Annotated in this window: 19 protein-coding genes; 12 read left to right on the top strand and 7 right to left on the bottom strand. The window is 71.8% G+C overall.

The genetic code is table 11. The annotated features are described in order from the left end of the window. The first annotated feature begins 41 nt into the window (after nt 1-41). The 4 genes from QP939_RS24595 (at nt 42) to QP939_RS24580 (ending at nt 2,998) form a co-directional block, all read left to right on the top strand. A complete protein-coding gene (locus QP939_RS24595) occupies nt 42-443 on the top strand; it encodes a hypothetical protein (protein ID WP_285459162.1) in 402 nt (133 codons plus the stop codon). A 31-nt stretch (nt 444-474) separates the two neighbouring features. After that, a complete protein-coding gene (locus QP939_RS24590; protein WP_285459161.1) occupies nt 475-843 on the top strand; it encodes a VOC family protein in 369 nt (122 codons plus the stop codon). A 76-nt stretch (nt 844-919) separates the two neighbouring features. Next, on the top strand, nt 920-2,587 hold the full coding sequence (locus QP939_RS24585; RefSeq protein WP_285459160.1) for a hypothetical protein: 1,668 nt from the start codon (nt 920-922) through the stop codon (nt 2,585-2,587). A gap of 15 nt (nt 2,588-2,602) precedes the next feature. Beyond that, nucleotides 2,603-2,998: an NUDIX hydrolase gene (locus QP939_RS24580; protein WP_285459159.1), complete on the top strand. Its 396-nt coding sequence runs from the start codon at nt 2,603-2,605 to the stop codon at nt 2,996-2,998. A 99-nt stretch (nt 2,999-3,097) separates the two neighbouring features. Here QP939_RS24580 and QP939_RS24575 read toward each other — a convergent pair whose 3' ends face one another. The 3 genes from QP939_RS24575 to QP939_RS24565 all read right to left on the bottom strand — a co-directional run bounded on the left by QP939_RS24575 (nt 3,098) and on the right by QP939_RS24565 (nt 4,848). Further along, entirely contained in the window at nt 3,098-3,835 is a 738-nt protein-coding gene (locus QP939_RS24575) for a dihydrofolate reductase family protein (RefSeq protein ID WP_285459835.1), read from the bottom strand. After that, nucleotides 3,832-4,419: a dihydropteroate synthase gene (locus QP939_RS24570; RefSeq protein ID WP_285459158.1), complete on the bottom strand. Its 588-nt coding sequence runs from the start codon at nt 4,417-4,419 to the stop codon at nt 3,832-3,834. The genes QP939_RS24575 and QP939_RS24570 overlap by 4 nt, the downstream gene beginning before the upstream one ends. A gap of 129 nt (nt 4,420-4,548) precedes the next feature. Then, nucleotides 4,549-4,848 (bottom strand): YciI family protein, encoded by a 300-nt coding sequence (locus QP939_RS24565; RefSeq protein WP_285459157.1) that lies wholly within the window; start codon nt 4,846-4,848, stop codon nt 4,549-4,551. A 213-nt stretch (nt 4,849-5,061) separates the two neighbouring features. Between QP939_RS24565 and QP939_RS24560 the strand changes: the two genes are divergently transcribed. Genes QP939_RS24560 through QP939_RS24540 form a run of 5 tightly spaced genes read left to right on the top strand, consistent with a single transcriptional unit; the run spans nt 5,062 to nt 9,728 of the window. After that, nucleotides 5,062-5,970: a hypothetical protein gene (locus tag QP939_RS24560; protein ID WP_285459156.1), complete on the top strand. Its 909-nt coding sequence runs from the start codon at nt 5,062-5,064 to the stop codon at nt 5,968-5,970. Nucleotides 5,971-5,990: 20 nt separating this feature from the next. Further along, a complete protein-coding gene (locus QP939_RS24555; RefSeq protein WP_285459155.1) occupies nt 5,991-7,184 on the top strand; it encodes a pyridoxal phosphate-dependent aminotransferase in 1,194 nt (397 codons plus the stop codon). Nucleotides 7,185-7,195: 11 nt separating this feature from the next. After that, nucleotides 7,196-8,113, top strand: coding sequence for a phosphotransferase enzyme family protein (locus QP939_RS24550; protein WP_285459154.1), 918 nt, complete (start codon nt 7,196-7,198; stop codon nt 8,111-8,113). Nucleotides 8,114-8,141: 28 nt separating this feature from the next. Beyond that, nucleotides 8,142-8,831 carry a TetR/AcrR family transcriptional regulator gene (locus tag QP939_RS24545; protein ID WP_285459153.1) on the top strand — a complete coding sequence of 230 codons (690 nt, stop codon included), beginning with the start codon at nt 8,142-8,144 and terminating at the stop codon, nt 8,829-8,831. A gap of 54 nt (nt 8,832-8,885) precedes the next feature. Beyond that, complete coding sequence (locus QP939_RS24540; RefSeq protein WP_285459152.1) at nt 8,886-9,728, top strand: LLM class F420-dependent oxidoreductase; 843 nt, start codon at nt 8,886-8,888, stop codon at nt 9,726-9,728. Here the strand turns inward: QP939_RS24540 and QP939_RS24535 are convergent, their stop codons facing one another. Both QP939_RS24535 and QP939_RS24530 read right to left on the bottom strand, forming a co-directional pair. Next, complete coding sequence (locus QP939_RS24535) at nt 9,729-10,445, bottom strand: nitroreductase/quinone reductase family protein (RefSeq protein ID WP_285459834.1); 717 nt, start codon at nt 10,443-10,445, stop codon at nt 9,729-9,731. A gap of 174 nt (nt 10,446-10,619) precedes the next feature. Beyond that, entirely contained in the window at nt 10,620-11,441 is an 822-nt protein-coding gene (locus tag QP939_RS24530; RefSeq protein ID WP_285459151.1) for a hypothetical protein, read from the bottom strand. A 224-nt stretch (nt 11,442-11,665) separates the two neighbouring features. On the opposite strand from QP939_RS24530, the gene QP939_RS24525 reads away from it, so the two are divergent. The 3 genes from QP939_RS24525 (at nt 11,666) to QP939_RS24515 (ending at nt 14,900) form a co-directional block, all read left to right on the top strand. Further along, entirely contained in the window at nt 11,666-13,192 is a 1,527-nt protein-coding gene (locus QP939_RS24525) for an AMP-binding protein (RefSeq protein WP_285459150.1), read from the top strand. 23 nt (nt 13,193-13,215) lie between these two features. Then, the gene (locus QP939_RS24520; protein WP_285459149.1) at nt 13,216-13,938 is read left to right on the top strand and encodes a hypothetical protein; all 723 of its coding nucleotides are present in this window, start codon (nt 13,216-13,218) and stop codon (nt 13,936-13,938) included. A gap of 242 nt (nt 13,939-14,180) precedes the next feature. Beyond that, nucleotides 14,181-14,900, top strand: coding sequence for a hypothetical protein (locus QP939_RS24515; protein WP_285459148.1), 720 nt, complete (start codon nt 14,181-14,183; stop codon nt 14,898-14,900). Nucleotides 14,901-14,902: 2 nt separating this feature from the next. Here QP939_RS24515 and QP939_RS24510 read toward each other — a convergent pair whose 3' ends face one another. Next, on the bottom strand, nt 14,903-16,006 hold the full coding sequence (locus tag QP939_RS24510) for an epoxide hydrolase family protein (protein ID WP_285459147.1): 1,104 nt from the start codon (nt 16,004-16,006) through the stop codon (nt 14,903-14,905). Further along, a complete protein-coding gene (locus tag QP939_RS24505; RefSeq protein WP_285459146.1) occupies nt 16,003-16,548 on the bottom strand; it encodes a dihydrofolate reductase family protein in 546 nt (181 codons plus the stop codon). The genes QP939_RS24510 and QP939_RS24505 overlap by 4 nt, the downstream gene beginning before the upstream one ends. Nucleotides 16,549-16,568 lie beyond the last annotated feature (20 nt).

Below are 16,568 nucleotides of genomic sequence, written 5' to 3'. Positions count from 1 at the left end.
ATTCCGGTAACGCCCGGCCTCCCGGAGTTGATGTTCCCGGCATGGGGGCACCGGAGTTCGACGCGGAGGAAACCACCCGGCCCGGCCGTGGCCTGGCGATCGCGGCGCGCGCGATCGGCGCGTCCGGCCTGACGCTGGCCGTCGCGACCTGGGCGGCTTGGCTGGTCGTCCGGCCGCCGATCGTGACGGCCTGGGCGTACTCCTGGGTGACGCAGGCGTTCGTGCTGGTGCTCGGCGCCCTGTGGTTCGCCCTGCTGCCGATCGGCGTGCTGGGCCTGGTCTTCGGCGTCAGCGCGGGCTCGCGCGGCCCCGGCCGGGCCGGGGTCACCCTCGCCGTGCTGACGCTGCTGCTCGCCTTCTCGGGTGCCGCCGTCTTCGCGACGACGTCGTGGCGGCACGTCGGCCCGCCCGTCGCCTACTTCGACACCCAGACCGCCCGGTAGAACCCGCCGTCCGGTGGGTAATCCCCGGATCATGAAGCTGACCTCCACCGTGCTCGGCACGCCCGAACCGCGGGCCCTCGCCGAGTTCTACTCGAAGCTGCTCGGCTGGCCCATCCGCACCGACGAGCCGGAGTGGGTGACCCTGCGCCCCGACGACGGCAGCGCCGGCCTGTCCTTCCAGCTCGAGACCGACCACATCCCACCCGTCTGGCCGCCCGCCGGCGGTGCGCAGCAGATGCAGCTGCACCTGGACATCGAGGTCGACGACCTGGCCGCGGCGACGGCGGTCGCCACCGCCGCGGGGGCCGTCGTCGCGGACTACCAGCCGCAGGACGACGTCCGCGTCTGCTTCGACCCCGCCGGGCATCCCTTCTGCTTCTGGACCCGTTCCACGACGTGACGCCCCGCGTTCGGTCGGTCACCGGATCCGCTATGTTCGCTTGAGGTCCTGTTGCCGGCGAACGGAGTTGAGTCCCGTGGGGGTGCACCGGATCTGGCACCACGGACTGGTCCCCACCGAAGGCAAGCGCCCGCTGGACGCCTTGCGCAGCAGGCTGATCACCCGGCAGCGGCAGCACGACGACTACACCGTCAGCGATCTCGGCTCGACCGACGACGGCGGGTCGCGCCGCTGCGACCTGAAGTTCGCGTGGACCGGCGCGGAAAACCGTTACTCCGTTCAGGTATTGCTGTCCCTGTGCTACCACGCCGGGGAGGACCGGGTGGCGTGGCTGCTCGCCGCCGCGTGCACGCGCCCGTGGCGCAGTTGCTACGAAGCACCCGCGCAACGCATCGGGCTTGAGGAACTCGGCGCGAGCGGCAGCGACGAAATCCCCATCGAGGCCCCGGTGCTGGCGATGCGGGGCTGGTCTCGCGAAGAGTGCGACCGCGTCGCGGACCTGCTCGGCGAGGCCTTGGTGGCGCCGTGGCGGACGTCGGCCGTGCTGGTGCTCACGGAGCCGCCGACCGTGCCGGTGGCGGGCTGGCCCGGCCTGGTCAACGTCTTCGACGTCGACGACCGCTTCCGCCGCACCCTCAACCGGCACCTCCCGCTCGGCTGCGCCGTCCCGCTCGGCGCGCGGCTGTACGTGCCGCCGTGCGACCAGCTGCCGGACTTCGTCGAAACCGCCAGCCCGGTTTCCGGCGAGGCGCTCCAGGGCGCGATCACCCGGCTCATCCAGACGCGCGGCCGCACGCCGCTGCCGGAGGAGTGGGCGGACGTGCCGAGCGTGCGGGCTTGGTACGACGCGGATCCGTTCGCTTCGCCTGAGCGGGAACCCGACGCCGAGCTCGTCGAGAAGCTCGGCCGCGCCGAACGCGAGCTGGCCGAGGCGCGGGGCGTGATCACGATCCTGCGCAAGAAGGCGAAGGCGGCCACCGAACAGCGGGATCGCCACGCCGAGGAGGTGAAGGCGCTCCGCTGCCGTCTCGAAGAGCTGTCGGTGGTCGACGTCGCTTGCCTGCGTACTCAGCTCGCGCGGCTGCACGAAGAAGTCGACGACTACGCGCGCGCGTTCGAGGAAACCGAAGCCGAACGCGACGAACTGAGGCGCGTCAACGGATTGCTGGCCGGCACGCTGGCCCGCTACCACGACGCGGCCGACGACGTCGCCGCCACCGAGTGCCCGCCGGAGGAGTTCCCGAGCTTCGCGGAGCTGATCGGCGCGGCCGAGTCGCTCGAGCACCTGGCGATCACGGCCGACCCGGCCCCGGCCGCGATCCTCGACCACCACCCGAAAGCCGCCGCCTGGCGCCGGAAGGCGTGGGACGCGCTGCGCACCCTGGACGCGTACGCGGGCGCGCGGACGACGTTGCTCGACGCGGGCCAGGACCCGGGCCCCGAGCTGTCGGACGTGCTCGCGTTCGCCCGCACCGGCCAGCCGGGTTCGCTGATCAGCGCGAACATCATCGCGCTGGCCGAGTCGGACACGGTGACCACGAACGAACGGCTCCGCCAGGCGCGCACGTTCCGCGTCGACCCGCAGACGAACCCGGCGGGCCGCGACTACTTCGGCGCGCACATCGCCTTGGAGCGCTTCAAATCCCCGGCGCCGCGCCTGCACTTCCTCGACGACACCGACCGCACGGGCACGGTGTACGTCGGCTACCTGGGCGCCCACCTGCCGACGTCGAAGACCAACTGAGCGAGAATCGCGCGCATGACGGAGATCGCGCGCAAAGACCTCGCCTACTGCTGGATCGCGCGCGGCGACGAGGTGCTGTTCCTCCGCCGCGGCCCCGGCGTGTTCCGCGCGGGCCACTGGGAGCTGCCCGGCGGCACCGTGGAACCGGGCGAGCCGGTCGAAGCCGCGGCCGTCCGCGAAGTGGCCGAGGAAACCGGGTTGCGCGTGCGCGTGACCGGCGAACTCTCCCGCGATTCGTGGCCGGACATCGCCGGACGGCCGATGGAGATCCACGCTTTCGTTTACACCGCAACGGAAGACGGCCGCGACGACGTCGTGCTCAACCCCGAGGAACACGACGGCTTCGCCTGGCTGAGCCCGGCGGACGCCGTCCGGCTCGACCTGGCGGCGCACTTCCGCCGGTTGCTCTAGCGCCACCCGGGCCGAGCGCCCCAATGTGGCCTTGGTTGCGTCTCACGCACCGAAGGCCGCCTTGGTTGCGTCTGACGCACCGAAGGCCACATTGGGGCGCTAGCAGGGAGTCAGGTACCGCAGCAGGATGCTCGCGCCGTCGGTGAGCACCGAAGCCAGCTCCAACTCGGCCGGGTCGATCGCGGCGCCGACCGCCGCACGGCTCGACGAGCCCGCCACCAGGAACGGCGCCACCGTCAACCGGAACTCGTCGACGACGCCCGCCGCGGCCAGCGAGCCGAACAGGTGAGGGCCGCCTTCGCAGTCGATGCGGCCCAGCCCCTCCGCCACCAGCGTCGAAACCACCAGTTCGGCCGCCACCTCGGCCTCGCCCGTGACGAACACCCGCGCGCCGTTAGCCGCCCACGCTTCGCGCAGGGACTCCGGGGCCGCCGCGCACGTGAAGACGAGCGTCGGGACCGCCGCCTTCGTGATCACCGGAGCGTCCGGCGGCAGCGAGCGGCCCGTCGTCACCACCGCGACCGGCGCGATCGGGTCCAGCCCGAACCGGTGCCGGCGCTCCGCCGTGCGCTCGTCGGGGCGCAGGCCCTCGAAGCCCTCCGCCATCGCCGTGCCCGCGCCGACCAGCACGACGTCGGCCAGGTCGTTGCCCAGCCGGTAGACGATCCGGTCGGCCGGGGTCGACAGGCCGCCCGACCGGCCGTCGACCGTGATCGCGCCGTCCGTGCTCGACACGAAGTTCACCGCGAGCCACTTCGGGTCGGCCGGGTACCGGTAGAGCTGCTCGAGGTCGTGGTCGTCCAGACCGCGCTCGACCGGCCAGATCTGCCGGATCACTCCCATCGGACCGCCTTCGCCGGCGGGCGCGTGCCCGCGATGCTGGCCGCCATCTCGGCCACGTGCCGCGTCTCGCGCACGTGGGTGGTCCGGATGACCGCGGCCCCGGCCGACGCCGCGAGCGCGGCCAGCGCCAGGCCCGCCGGGCTCCCGTCCCCGGCCACCTCGACCAGGACGGGGACGTCGTCCGGCAGCGACGCGGCCGCCGGGACCACCCGGAGGACGCCCTCGGCGGGCACCCCGCGCGCGACCGCGCCGGACACGTCGGAAGCGGCGTACCCGGCGCCGAAGCGGGCCGCGACGTCCACGAGGTCGGCGCGCGCGAGGATCAGGTCGGCGCCCGCCTCGCAGCAGGCGGCCGCCACGTCGGCGTCCTCGGTGTCGACACCGATGACGAGGTCGGGAAAGGTTTCGCGCGTCCACGCGACCAGGGGTTCGACGCCGGATCCGGCGAAACCCACGAGGTCGGCGCCGTCGGCGACGGCGGTGCGCACGGCGTCACGGGACGGCGGGAGCGCGGCCAGCACCAGTGCGTGGTCCCTGCTCGACCGGCGGCCCCGGAAGACGAGGTCGGGGGTGTTCATCGGCTCTCCCTGCTGGACGTCCGTGCGTTCGCGATCATAGGCGAGCGCCGCCCGAGCGGGTGAGCGTTCCGTTCTTCGCCGGCAGGTGGCGGGGCATCGTCGCCGGGCCACCCGGCCGTGGCGGACTCCTCAGGAGGCGATGGCCTCGTTGATCGCCAGCAGCTCCTGAGCGGTGCGCGTGGCGGTGAACTCGATGACTTCGTAGCGGGCGAGCCGCTGGACGACGAACGGGTCGCTGGCGAGCACGGCGTCGAGCTTGCCGCGCAGGCACGAGCGCGTCAGGATCACCTGGTCGGCGGCGCCGGTACCTTTTCCGGAAAGGAGGAAGAAGCCCTTCGCGAATTGTTTGCGCACCCAGTCCGAATGGTCCGGGAGCGCGTAGTCGACTTCTGTTTCGGGTGCTGTGTGGGTCAGCAGTGCGATGTACATGATTCGATGGTAGGACGCCGGAGACCACCGCGCATCCGCCTGCCGAGTGGCGCCGGACACCGTTTTCGGCAATATCCGGGTCAAGAAAACCAAGAATTCTTTACACTCCCTTTTTCCAAATTCTTCCGCATTGCCGTACGCCCGCTGTCGTACGCCGTGGTGTCGACGCCGGGCCGACGCGGTGACCCGGGTCCGCGGGCGACACTTCGGGCCATGAACGCACTGACCCGGATCTGGCAGGACGGCAGGCGCGCCGAGCGGATCGCCTACGCCGTCGGCGCGGTGCTCTTCCTGAGCGGCGTCGCGCACGCGATCGTGCTCATCGCCACCGGCGGCTCGTGGCTCGGCCCGCTGTCGATGCGCAAGGCCGTTACCTTCGGCCTGTCGTTCGGGCTGACGCTGGCGTCGGTCGCCTGGGCGACGTCGTTCCTCACCGTCCGCCCGCGGCTGCGCACCACCCTGCTCGGCGCGTTCACGGCGGCGAGCGTCGCCGAGGTCGTGCTGGTCAGCACGCAGGCGTGGCGCGGGGTGCCGTCGCACTTCAACTTCGAGACGCCGTTCGACAACGCCGTGTCGATGACGCTCGCCGCGGGAGGCGGGGTGATCATCCTGACCGTCATCGGGTTCACCGCCGCCGCGCTGGTCGAGCCCGGGCCCGACGCGCCGAGCCTGCGCCTGGCCGTCCGCGCCGGGCTGGTCGTGCTGCTGGTCGCGCTGGCCACGGGCGCGGTGATGATCGGCCGCGGCGTGGTCGCGGCCCGCGGTGGCGACCCGCAGCTGGCCTACACGACGGCGGGTGCGCTCAAGCCCCTGCACGCGGTCGCGATGCACGCGATCCTCGTGCTGCCCGCGCTGGCCTGGGTGCTGCGGTTCACCCGCTGGCCCGAGGCGCACCGGCTGCGCGTCGTGCGCGTCGCGGTGGCCGCCGACCTGGTCCTCACCGCCGTGATCGGCGTCGAGTCGTTCACCGGCGTCGACCCGCTGGCCGCGCCGCTTCCGGTGCTGGCCGTGTCCGCGCTGGCCGCGGCGGTGCTCGCGGGCACCGGGCTCTACGCCCTGTCCGGCATTGAACCGGGCTCCCGGTTCGCACGTGTCCCGGGTGGGAAGGCAAGGGGCCGGTAAGCGGCGGACGGAGACCACGCGTGCGGCACGGTATGACCACCAGCGGCCTTTTCCAGCAGAGCGCGGCCCACAGCCCGTCGTTCTTCGCCGTGGCCAGGGCGATGGGGCAGCACGCGGACGACCTCGCGGACTTCTGCATCCCCTGCAACCCGTACTTCCCCACCGAAGAGATGTTCGGCGAGCTGGAACGCAACCTCCGCACGATCCTCAAGTTCTACCCGAGCGACGCGGGCGCGATCACCGCGCAGCTGGCGAGCGTGCTGCGGCTCAACCCGTCGACGATTTCCCTCGCCAACGGTTCGACCGAGCTGATCACGTGGATCGACCGGCTGCTGGTCGATTCCAGCGTCGCCGTGCCGATCCCGACGTTCGGCCGCTGGACCGACCAGCCACTGGAAACCGGCAAGCGCGTCGACATGTTCCCGCTCAAGGAATCGGGCACCTTCGAGCTGCACGTGGACGAATACGTCGAGTTCATCAAGCGCCGCGGCTCCCGGGTCGCGGTGCTGTGCAACCCGAACAACCCCGACGGCGGCTACCTGCCGCGCCGCGAGGTGATCCGGTTCATGGACGCGCTCGAAGATCTCGACCTGGTGGTGATCGACGAGTCCTTCATCGATTTCGTCGAGGTCGAGCGGGACCCGTCGGTGGCGGCCGAAGCCGTCGTGCGGCCGAACGTCGTCGTGCTCAAGAGCCTCGGCAAGAACTTCGGGCTGCACGGGATCCGGTTCGGCTACCAGGTGTCCAACCCCGCGTTGACGCGCAAGCTGTCGGCCGCGCTGCCGAAGTGGAACCTGAACTCGCTCGCCGAGACCGTGATCTTCATGCTCGCCGAGCACCGCGCGGAGTACGAGGAAAGCCTGAAGAAGCTCGCGCTGGACCGGTTCATGATGAACTCGCAGCTGAACCAGTTCCCGGAGCTGACGGTGTTCCCGTCGCAGGCGAACTTCCTGCTCGTCAAGCTGCCGGGCTCGGTCGACGGCGCCGAGCTGTGCGACTACCTGCTCGCCGAGCACCACCTGCTGGTGCGCCAGTGCGGCAACAAGATCGGCATGACCAGCCAGTTCATGCGCTTCGGGGTGCGGCCGGACACCGAGGTCGAGCGGCTGGTCGAGGGCCTGCGCGGGGTCGAGCGCCTCGGCGGCGGGCGGCATTCGACGCCGGCCATCGAGCTGGTTTCGCATTCCCGCGAGCCGGAACGGTCGATCAGCTGAGCACCTGGGCGATGGCGGATTTTTCGGCGAACACCCGGCCGTTCGCCGAGCTCGACCGCGCCGGTCGCACGCGCCGCCTGCGCCGCCTCGCCGAAACCGCGTTGACCGCCTACGCCGTGCCGGTCGCGCGGCTGACGCCGCTGGGCCGCGGAGCCAACACGACGTTCCGCGTCGACGGCGCGGACGGGCACCGGTACGTGCTGCGCGTGCAGCGGCCGGACGGCCCGGACGTCTCGCGGGTGCGGTCGGAGATGCGGTGGCTGGCCGCGCTGGGCCGCGACACCGACCTCGTCGTCCCGCGGCCGGTGCCGACGCGCGAACGCGACCTGGTGACCGTCGTCGCCGACCCGGCGGTGCCGGAACCGCGCACCTGCGTGCTCTGCCACTGGGTCGAGGGCCGGTTCGTCGACGAGCGCCTCCGCGCGCCGCAGCTGTACGCCGTCGGCGCGTTCACCGCGCGGCTGCAGCTGCACGGTTCGCGGATGTCCGGCTTGGACCGCGGCCGGGTCGACGACCTCACCGACTTCGGCCGCGCCCAGGTGGACGGCTTCTCCGACGCCGTGGTCGAGCGCGCGGTCGCCGCGGCGGACGGTGACCCGCGGGTCCGCGCCGCCCTCGAGCGGGTCCGCGCGGTGCGGGCCGAACTGGGGTGCGGCCCCGACGTGTTCGGCCTGGTGCACGGCGACCTGCACCAGGAGAACTACCTGTTCCACCGGGGTGGCGTGCGGGCGACCGGCTTCGACGCCTGCGGGTTCGGGCACCACGCCTACGACCTCGCGGTGACGCTGGACGCGCTGGGGCCCCGGCCCGCGCTGCGGGAAGCCTTGCTGGACGGCTACCGCTCGGTGCGCCCGGGCACGGCGACAACCGACCCGACGGTGCTGGCCGCCTTCATCGGGCTCCGGCGGGTCCAGCGACGGCTGCGCTGACGCTACACAGCGTCGTTACAATTGCTACATGGCCGGACGATCGAGCAACGCCACCAGCACCCGCGACCGCCTCCTGCTGGCGGCCGGGCAGCTCCTGCACGAAGCCGACGGCGGCCCGGTGTCGACGCGGGCGATCTGCGAGCGCGCCGGCGTCCAGGCCCCCACGCTCTACCACCACTTCGGCAGCAAGCAGGGCCTGCTCGACGCGGTCGTGAACTACGGCTTCACGCAGTACGTGCAAGCACCTTCGGCCGAGGGCGACCCGGTGGACCGGATCCGCGCGGGCTGGGACCGGCACGTCGAGTACGGCTTGGCGCACCCCGCGTTCTACGTGCTGCTCTACGGCCAGATCGAACCCGGCGTGCCGTGCAACCTGACGTCCAGCGCGGAGGCGCTGCTGCTGGAGCTGTTCACGCCACTTGCGCGCGACGGACGGCTGCGCGTCGAGGCGGCGGAGGCCGCACGACAGTTCGCGGCGGCGAACAGCGGCGTCACGCTGAGCCTGATCGCCCAGCCGGAAGAGAGCCGCGACCTGGCGATGTCCGCGCAGGTCCGGGAGTCCGTGCTGGCCGGGCTGCTCGCCGAACCCCCGGCCGCGGGCTCGTCCGTCGGCACGCTCGCGGTCGCTTTGTCGACCGCGCTGACCGACGATGTCGACGCGCTCACGACGACCGAGCGCCAGATGCTGCGGGAATGGCTGCACCGCCTGGCCGCCTGACCGTCGCTACATTTGCTACATTGAGATCTGTAACCAATGTAGTGGAGGTGGCTCATGCGGCTCGGCACGTTCGGCGTGTTCCTGGCCCCGCACCGCGACGACGTGACGCGCAAGGCGCACGCCGTCGCGGCCGACAAGCTCGGGTACGGCACGGTCTGGTTCGGCACCGGCTCGACGTCGATCGGCGACCTCGCGTTCGTCGAGGACGTGCTCGCCTCGACCGAGCGGATCACCGTGGCGACGGCGATCGTCAACATGTGGTCCGACGACCCGGAGCCCCTCGCCGAGTCCTACCACCGGCTGGCGGGCCGGTACGGAAAGCGCTTGCTGCTCGGCATCGGCGTCGGGCACCCGGAGTCGGTCGCGGGGTACCGCAGCCCGTACGCGAAGATCGTCGACTACCTCGACCGCCTCGACGCGGCGGGCGTCCCGGCGGAAGCCCGGGTCCTGGCCGCGCTCGGCGACCGCGTGCTGAAGCTGGCCGCCGAGCGCACCGCGGGCGCGCACCCGTACCTGGTCCCGGTCGGGCACACGCGCCGCGCGCGCTCGGTGCTCGGCCCCGGCAAGCTGCTGGCGCCCGAGCAGAAGGTGGTCCTCGACACCGACCCGGCGGCCGCCCGCGCGATCGGCAGGCCGTTCGTCGAGACGCCGTACCTCAGCCTGAGCAACTACGTGAACAACCTGCTGCGCACCGGGTACACCGAAGCCGACGTGGCCGGCAGCGGCAGTGACCGGCTGATCGACGACCTCGTCCTGCACGGCACGCCGGAGGTGGTCGCGAAGGGCCTGCGGTCCCATGTGGACGCTGGTGCCGACCACGTCGCGGTGCAGGTGCTCGGCCCGTCACCGGACGTGGAGGCGGAGAACCACCGGCAGCTGGCCGAAGTGCTGCTGTGATCAGCCGGGAGCCGGGTACAGCGCGTTCAACGCGGTGACGATCGTCTTTTCCTCGTAGGCGAAGTGACTGTCCAAAGCGGACGCGAGCCGGTCGAGTTCTTCCGCCAGCCGCACGGGATCGGACTCCTCGTCGACGAGCCGTTGGATCTCTTCCTGCAGCCGCGCGACGACGACGTGTTCCTCGCCCAGCTTCGTCAACGCGGGCGCGAGGGCCGGGAACCGCTCGGCCAGCGCGGGGAAGAGCGCCGAGCTCTCGCCGGTGTGGTGCCGGATGAGGGCCGCGCAGAAGCCGGGGCACCGCGTGCTCAGCTGCTTCGGGCTGCCTTCGCGCAGTTCCCGCAGCTGGGCGCGCAGCCAGTCGTGGACTTCGGCGAGCCAGTCACCCATGCGGCGGCCGTCGTCGAGCCGGTGCAGCTCGACGACGGGCAGCACCCGGGTGGTCCGGGCCTGGTAGTCGCCGAACCCCGGTTCCCGCTCGACGACCGCGGCGAAGAGGGCGTCGCGGTCGGGCGGGAGCGCGGCCAGCGCGTCGAAGGTCTCGGTGTCGGTTTCCACGGTGACCAGCGGATCGTGGCGGATGTTGTGGTACCAGGCGGGATGCTTCGGCGAACCCATCGCCGAGGCGACGACGACCAGGCGGCCGCCGATGTCGAGGGCTCCCAGGGGAACCCGGTGCTTCCGGCCCGTGCGGGCGCCGGTGGTGGTGAGCGCGATCAAGCTCAATGATGTCCTTTCCGATGTGGAGTCATCGGAGGCCGCGAGCCGACACGAAAGGGCGCACTGGAGGCACAACCGTTCCTGGACAAGGAAACGTGTCGATCTCAGGGGGCTGAGTAGCCACTACCTCCGTGCGTAGGCCCATCCGGGGCGCATCGCCACCGTAGCACGGGATCAGGGCGCGGCGTCAGCGGCTTTCCGCGCGGCTTGGTCGATGCGGTCGAAGGTTTCCTTCGCATCCTTGAACTCCGCGGTGGCGCGCTCGGCGCGTTCCTCGGCTTCGGCCAAGCGGGTGCGCAGGTCTTCGACGCGGGCGGTCGCCTGCTCGGCGGCGCGTTCGGTGCGCACGAGATCGCGTTCGGCGACGGCGCGTTCCTTGGCCAGCTCGGCGGCTTCCTTGCGCAGGCGCTCGCGTTCGGCGCGGGCTTCGGCGCGTTCGCGTTCCTCGCGCTTGTGGTCCCGCTTCGGCCGCGCGGGTTCGGCCTTGTCGACGAGCTTCTGCGGCCGCTTACCGGAGGTGGCGGGCGGCACGCTGGCGGCGAGGGTGAACCACTGGTCGGTGTCCTGGTGGGCGACGGAGGTGAGCCGCCCGGCCACGGCGAGCGCGGCGACGTCCGGATCGGCGGCGACGGCCTCGAGGGTCGCCTCGACCTCCCGCGACACGGAGTCGCTCATGGACGGCAGCCCGTGCATGATCTGCCGCACCAGCTCCCCGCGCCGCCGGGTGAGGGCCCGGAGGTCGTCGCCGGCCAGGCGGGTGTGGGCGTCGCGCAGCTCATCCCCGAGTTCGGCGAGTTCTCGGAGCTGGTCGGGGTCGTCCCTGGCCAGCCGGTTGACGATGGCGGCGGCGGTGGTGGGCTTCCGCAGCTCCTTGATCTTGGCGGCGAGGTCGGCGTCGCCCTCGGCCTTGGCGGCCTTGGCCGCGGCGTTGCGCGCGCTGATGAACTCCGCGAGGTCACCCCCGTAGAGCTCGCCGGCCACCGTGTCGAAGTCCATCGCCTCCAGCGAACCACATCGGACTGGTGCGAGCACCTCACGACAGGCCCTCCCGGCGCGGGCTGAAGGGGACGTTCAGTGCATCTGATGCGACGAAAGCGCCCTTCAGCTCATCAGATGCCAGCAACGTCCCCTTCAGCCCAGCTCGGCCGCGCGCCACATCGGACTGGTGCGAGCACCTCCCAGGCGTCATCATCGGGACGGGGACGACGAAGGGATGGCGCGTGTTCTTCGATCTGGGTGTCCGGGACTTCCTCGACCGCGCGGAGACGGTGTACCCGGACCGCGTCGCGGTGGTCGACGAGCCGAACCAGCCCGCGCCGAGCTGGGGCTCGCTCACCTACCGGGAGGTCGCCCGCCGCGCGCGGGCGCAGGCCGCCAACCTCGATGCCCTCGGCGTACCCGTCGGCGGGCGGGTCGCCATCGTGTCGCACAACGCCGCCCGGCTGCTCGTCTCCTTCTTCGGCGTCTCCGGCTGGGGGCGGATCCTCGTGCCGGTCAACTTCCGGCTCGCCGCCGCCGAGGTCAAGTACATCGTGGAGCACTCCGGTGCCGACGTGCTGATCGTCGACCCCGAGCTCGAACACCTCCTCGACACCGTCACCGCCAAGCACGTCTTCGTCCTCGGCCGCGACGACGACGCCGTCTGGGGCGGGGACGGCCAACCTCGGCCGTGGGACGGCGACGAGTCCGCCACCGCGACCATCAACTACACCTCCGGCACCACCGCGCGGCCCAAGGGCGTGCAGCTCACCCACCGCAACATCTGGCTGAACGCCGCCGTCTTCGGGCTGCACACCACCTTGAGCGACAACGACGTCCTGCTGCACACCCTGCCGATGTTCCACTGCAACGGCTGGGGCATGCCGTACGCCGTGACCGGACTCGGCGGGCGGCACATCGTGCTGCGGAAGGTCGACGGCACCGAGATCCTGCGCCGCATCGACGAGCACGGCGTGACCATCCTCTGCGCCGCGCCCGCGGTCGTCACCGCGGCCCTCGACGGCGCCGCGACCTGGGACGGCGAGATCCCGGGCCGCGACCGCGTCCGGATCGTCGTGGCCGGCGCGCCGCCGCCGACGCGCACCATCGAACGCGTGCGCGCCGAGCTGGGCTGGGAGTTCATCCAGATCTACGGGCTCACCGAGACCGCGCCGCTGCTGACCGTCAACCGGATGCGCAGCGAGTGGGCCGACCTCGACCCGCACGAGCAGGCCCGGCTCCTCGGCCGCGCCGGGACGCCCGCGCTGGGCGTGCGCATCGCCGTCGACACCGACGGCGAGGTCCTCGCCCAGTCGAACCACAACCTCGACGGCTACTGGGAGAACCCCGAGGAGACCGCCCGCGTCCAGGAGGGCAACTGGTTCCACACCGGCGACGGCGGCTCGTTCGAAGACGGCTACCTCACGATCGCGGACCGCAAGAAGGACGTGATCATCTCCGGCGGCGAGAACGTGTCGTCGATCGAGGTGGAGGACGCGCTCAACTCGCACCCGGCGGTCCGCGAAGCCGCGGTGATCGGCATCCCGGACGAGAAGTGGGGCGAGCTGGTGACGGCCCTGGTCGTCACGGACGGCAGCGACGTCACCGCCGACGAGCTGATCAAGCACTGCCGCGAGTACCTGGCGGGCTACAAGTGCCCGAAGCGGGTCGAGTTCCTCGACGAGCTGCCCCGCACGGCCACCGGGAAGATCCAGAAGTTCAAGCTGCGCGAGCCGTTCTGGAAAGGCCAGTCCCGGCAGGTCAACTGACCGCGGCGGCTAGGCTGCCGAGCATGGGGGTCCCCGGGTGGTGGCAGCGGGTGGCGGCGGTGAGCGAGCACCTCGCCGCGGTGGAGCCGCCTCAGCGAAACGAGCACGGCTTCGGTCCCGACGCGCAGTTCTACCTGCGGCTCGGCGAGCTGGCTCGGGCCTTCGCCGCCGAGGTCGGTGACGCCGAACGAGGCCGCGTCCTGGCGGTGTTCGACGATCTGCTCGGCGACGAGACCGAACCACACCGCCGCGCGATCGCCTTGACGTTCCTGTGGCCGCTCGCCCGGCAGCCGCGTCTCGCCGGACTCGGCGACCGGGTGCGGCGCGAGCTGGACCTGATCGCCGGGTACCGGCCGGCCAGGGCCGCGGAGTCCGGGCCGGACCTCGCGCGGCTGGCCCGGGCCGAACTGGAGCGCTGCGGCCTGCCCGCGACGGTCGTCCCCCGCGGCACCAGCCCGGCACCGACCGGAGTCGTGCTGTCGGTCAGCACCGAAGAACCCGCCGGGGTCTTCCTGGAGTGGAACCCCCTCGACAGCTACTCGGACCGGTACCAGGCCCTCGCCGAGGACCGCCCCGGCAGCGGGAACCTGCGCGACTACGTGGACGACGTCCGGGACCTCGCCGCGCGGGCGGCGCTGGACGTGCTCGCCGCGGCCGGGTTCCGGACCGAGGTCCGCTACGACTTCCTGTACGGCCGCTCGCGCGTCTGCCGCGTGCTCGGCCCGCCGGAACTCCCCTTCGACTGAGCGGCGGAACCCGTGACGGCCAACGAAGTCCCGGTGTGGTGGGACGCGCTGCTGGCGGCGAGCGAGCACCTCGCCGAGTTCGACGCCGAGCAGGTGCGGAGCTGGCGCGAGCGCTGTGCGTCCGACATCCCGCCGGACGAAGAGCTCCTCCCGAACGCGAGCTGCCACGCGGGATACGGGTCATTTCGCTGGGCCGCGAGTTCGGGTCGAACCCGGACATCGGCACCGCGGAACGCCTTCGCGTGCTGGCCGTGCTCGACGACGTGCTCGGCGGCCCCGGCGATCCGGACCGGCACAGCGTGATCCGCATGTTCCTGCACCCGGCGCTCGACCTCGACGGGCTGCGAGAGCTGTGGCCGTCGCTCGGCACGCGCGTCCGCCGCGTGTGCGCCGTGCTGTTCACGTCCTGGCCTGCGGGCCCGCCCGAGTGGATGACCGCCGACGCCGCCTGGCCCCCGGCCCTGGTCGCGCGGATCCGCGCCGAAGGCCGCGACGCGCCGGGTGAGCCGCTCGTGACCGATCCGCTCGTCGTCGACCGGCTGGTGGATCCCGGGCAGCTCGTCACCTTCGCGCCGCCGGAGGCGATCGCGGCGTGGAGCGACCTGGCCGGGCAGGTCCACGCGGAACTGACGCGCGTGGGCATCGGCGCGACCCTCGAAACGCGGCTCTTCGATCCCACACCCGGCATCCACATCACCATGAGCACCGCGCACCCGCCCTACGGTGTCGCGCTCGAGTGGCACAACGCGTTGGAGAACGTGAGGCAGTACCGAGACGACCTGCTCGCCCAGAACCGGACCGAGCTGTTGTCCTACTCGATCGAGGCGCACGAGATCATGGTGCGGGCCGCGCTGGACGTGCTGGCCGCGGCCGGGTTCCGGACGACGGTCCACTACTACTTCCCGCACGACCGCGGCTGCGTGTACCGGGTGCTCGCGCCACCGGAGCACCCGATCCGCTGAGGTCACACCAGCCGGAAGAAGGTCCGCACCTCCTCGGCGAACAGCTCCGGCTGCTCGTAGGCCGCGAAGTGGCCACCGCGGTCCAGCTCGTTCCAGTACCGGATGTCCGGGTACCGCGTCGCCGCCCACCGCCGCGACGGCCGCGGCATCTCCTTGGGGAAGATCGAACAGCCGGTCGGCACGTCCACGGTGTCGTCGGTCGCCTCGGAGAACCACTTCTGGACCTGGCGGATGCTCTCCCAGTACAGCCGCGCCGACGACGCCGCCGTGCCGGTCAGCCAGTACAGCGTGACGTCGTCCAGCAGCTGGTCGCGCGTGAACGGGAAGCCGTCCGACCAGGCGTGGAACTTCTCGACCAGCCAGCCGCACAGGCCGACCGGCGAGTCGACGAGCGCGTAGCCGATGGTCTGCGGCCGGGTCGACTGCAGCACCGAGTACCCGTCCTCCCAGCGCCGCGCGTGCTCCAACGCGTCCAGCGCGGCCTGCTCGGCGGGCGTCAGGTCGCCGAACGTCGCCGGGTCCGGCGCCGCGATCGGCGGGTTCAGGTGGATGCCGGCCAGGTGCGCCGCGTCCTGCTGGGCCAGCGACGTCGTGATCGACGTCCCCCAGTCACCGCCTTGGGCGCCGTAGCGCGAGTAGCCCAGGCGAGCCATCAGGACGGCCCACGCGGCCGCGATCCGCTCGATGCCCCAGCCCGGCGCCGACGGCTTGTCGCTGAAGCCGTACCCCGGCAGCGACGGGATCACCAGGTGGAACTCCTCGGCCAGCGGCTCGATCACCGCCCCGAACTCGAGGAACGAGCCGGGCCAGCCGTGCGTGAGCAGCAGCGGCAGCGCGTCGTCCCGCGGCGAACGGACGTGCAGGAAGTGGATGCCCAGGCCGTCGATCTCGGTGCGGTACTGCGGAAAAGCGTTGAACCGCGCCTCCGTGGCGCGCCAGTCGTAGTCCGTCGCCCAGTACTCGCACAGCTCCCGCAGGTACTCCAGCGGTGTGCCCTGGCTCCAGTCGGGCACCGGCTCGGTTTCGGGCCAGCGCGTGCCGCGCAGCCGGGCCCGCAGGTCGTCGAGGTCCGCCTCGGGCACCTCGATCCGGAACGGCGTGATCACGCCGGGACGTAGGTCAGCTGGACGACGCCGTTGCCGAACGTCGCCGACTTCTTCAGCACCAACGGGAAGCCCGCGCCCTCTTCCGGGAACAGCCGCTTCCCGCGGCCGACGACGACCGGGTACAGCAGCAGGTTCAGCTCGTCGACCAGGCCTTCGGACAGCAGCCAGCGCACCGCCGTCGTGCTGCCGCTGGTCATGATGTCGCCGCCGGGCTCGACTTTCAGCGCGCGGACGGCCTCGGCCGGGTCGCCGGTCAGCAGCGTCGAGTTGTGCCAGGTGACCTCGGACAACGTCGAGGACAGCACGTACTTGCGCACGTTGTTCATGAACTCGGCGCCTTCGTCGTCCTCGACGGTGCGGCCGGGCCACGCCTCCGCGAAACCTTCGTAGGTGACGCGCCCGAGCAGCATCGCGTCGGCCGCGGCCATCCCGGCGCCGACGGCCTGCCCGATTTCGTCGGTCCAGTAGCGCAACGACCACTTGTCGGGCGCCTCGACCACGCCGTCGAGCGAGATGAACAGGTTCGAAACGATCTTGCGCATGGGCCCCCTTTTCGGTCGAG

Origin of the sequence: Amycolatopsis nalaikhensis (assembly GCF_030264295.1) — a bacterium.
Lineage (GTDB): Bacteria > Actinomycetota > Actinomycetes > Mycobacteriales > Pseudonocardiaceae > Amycolatopsis > Amycolatopsis nalaikhensis.
Note: the sequence above shows the minus strand (reverse complement) of the source record. Positions and strands in the feature narration are given on the sequence as shown.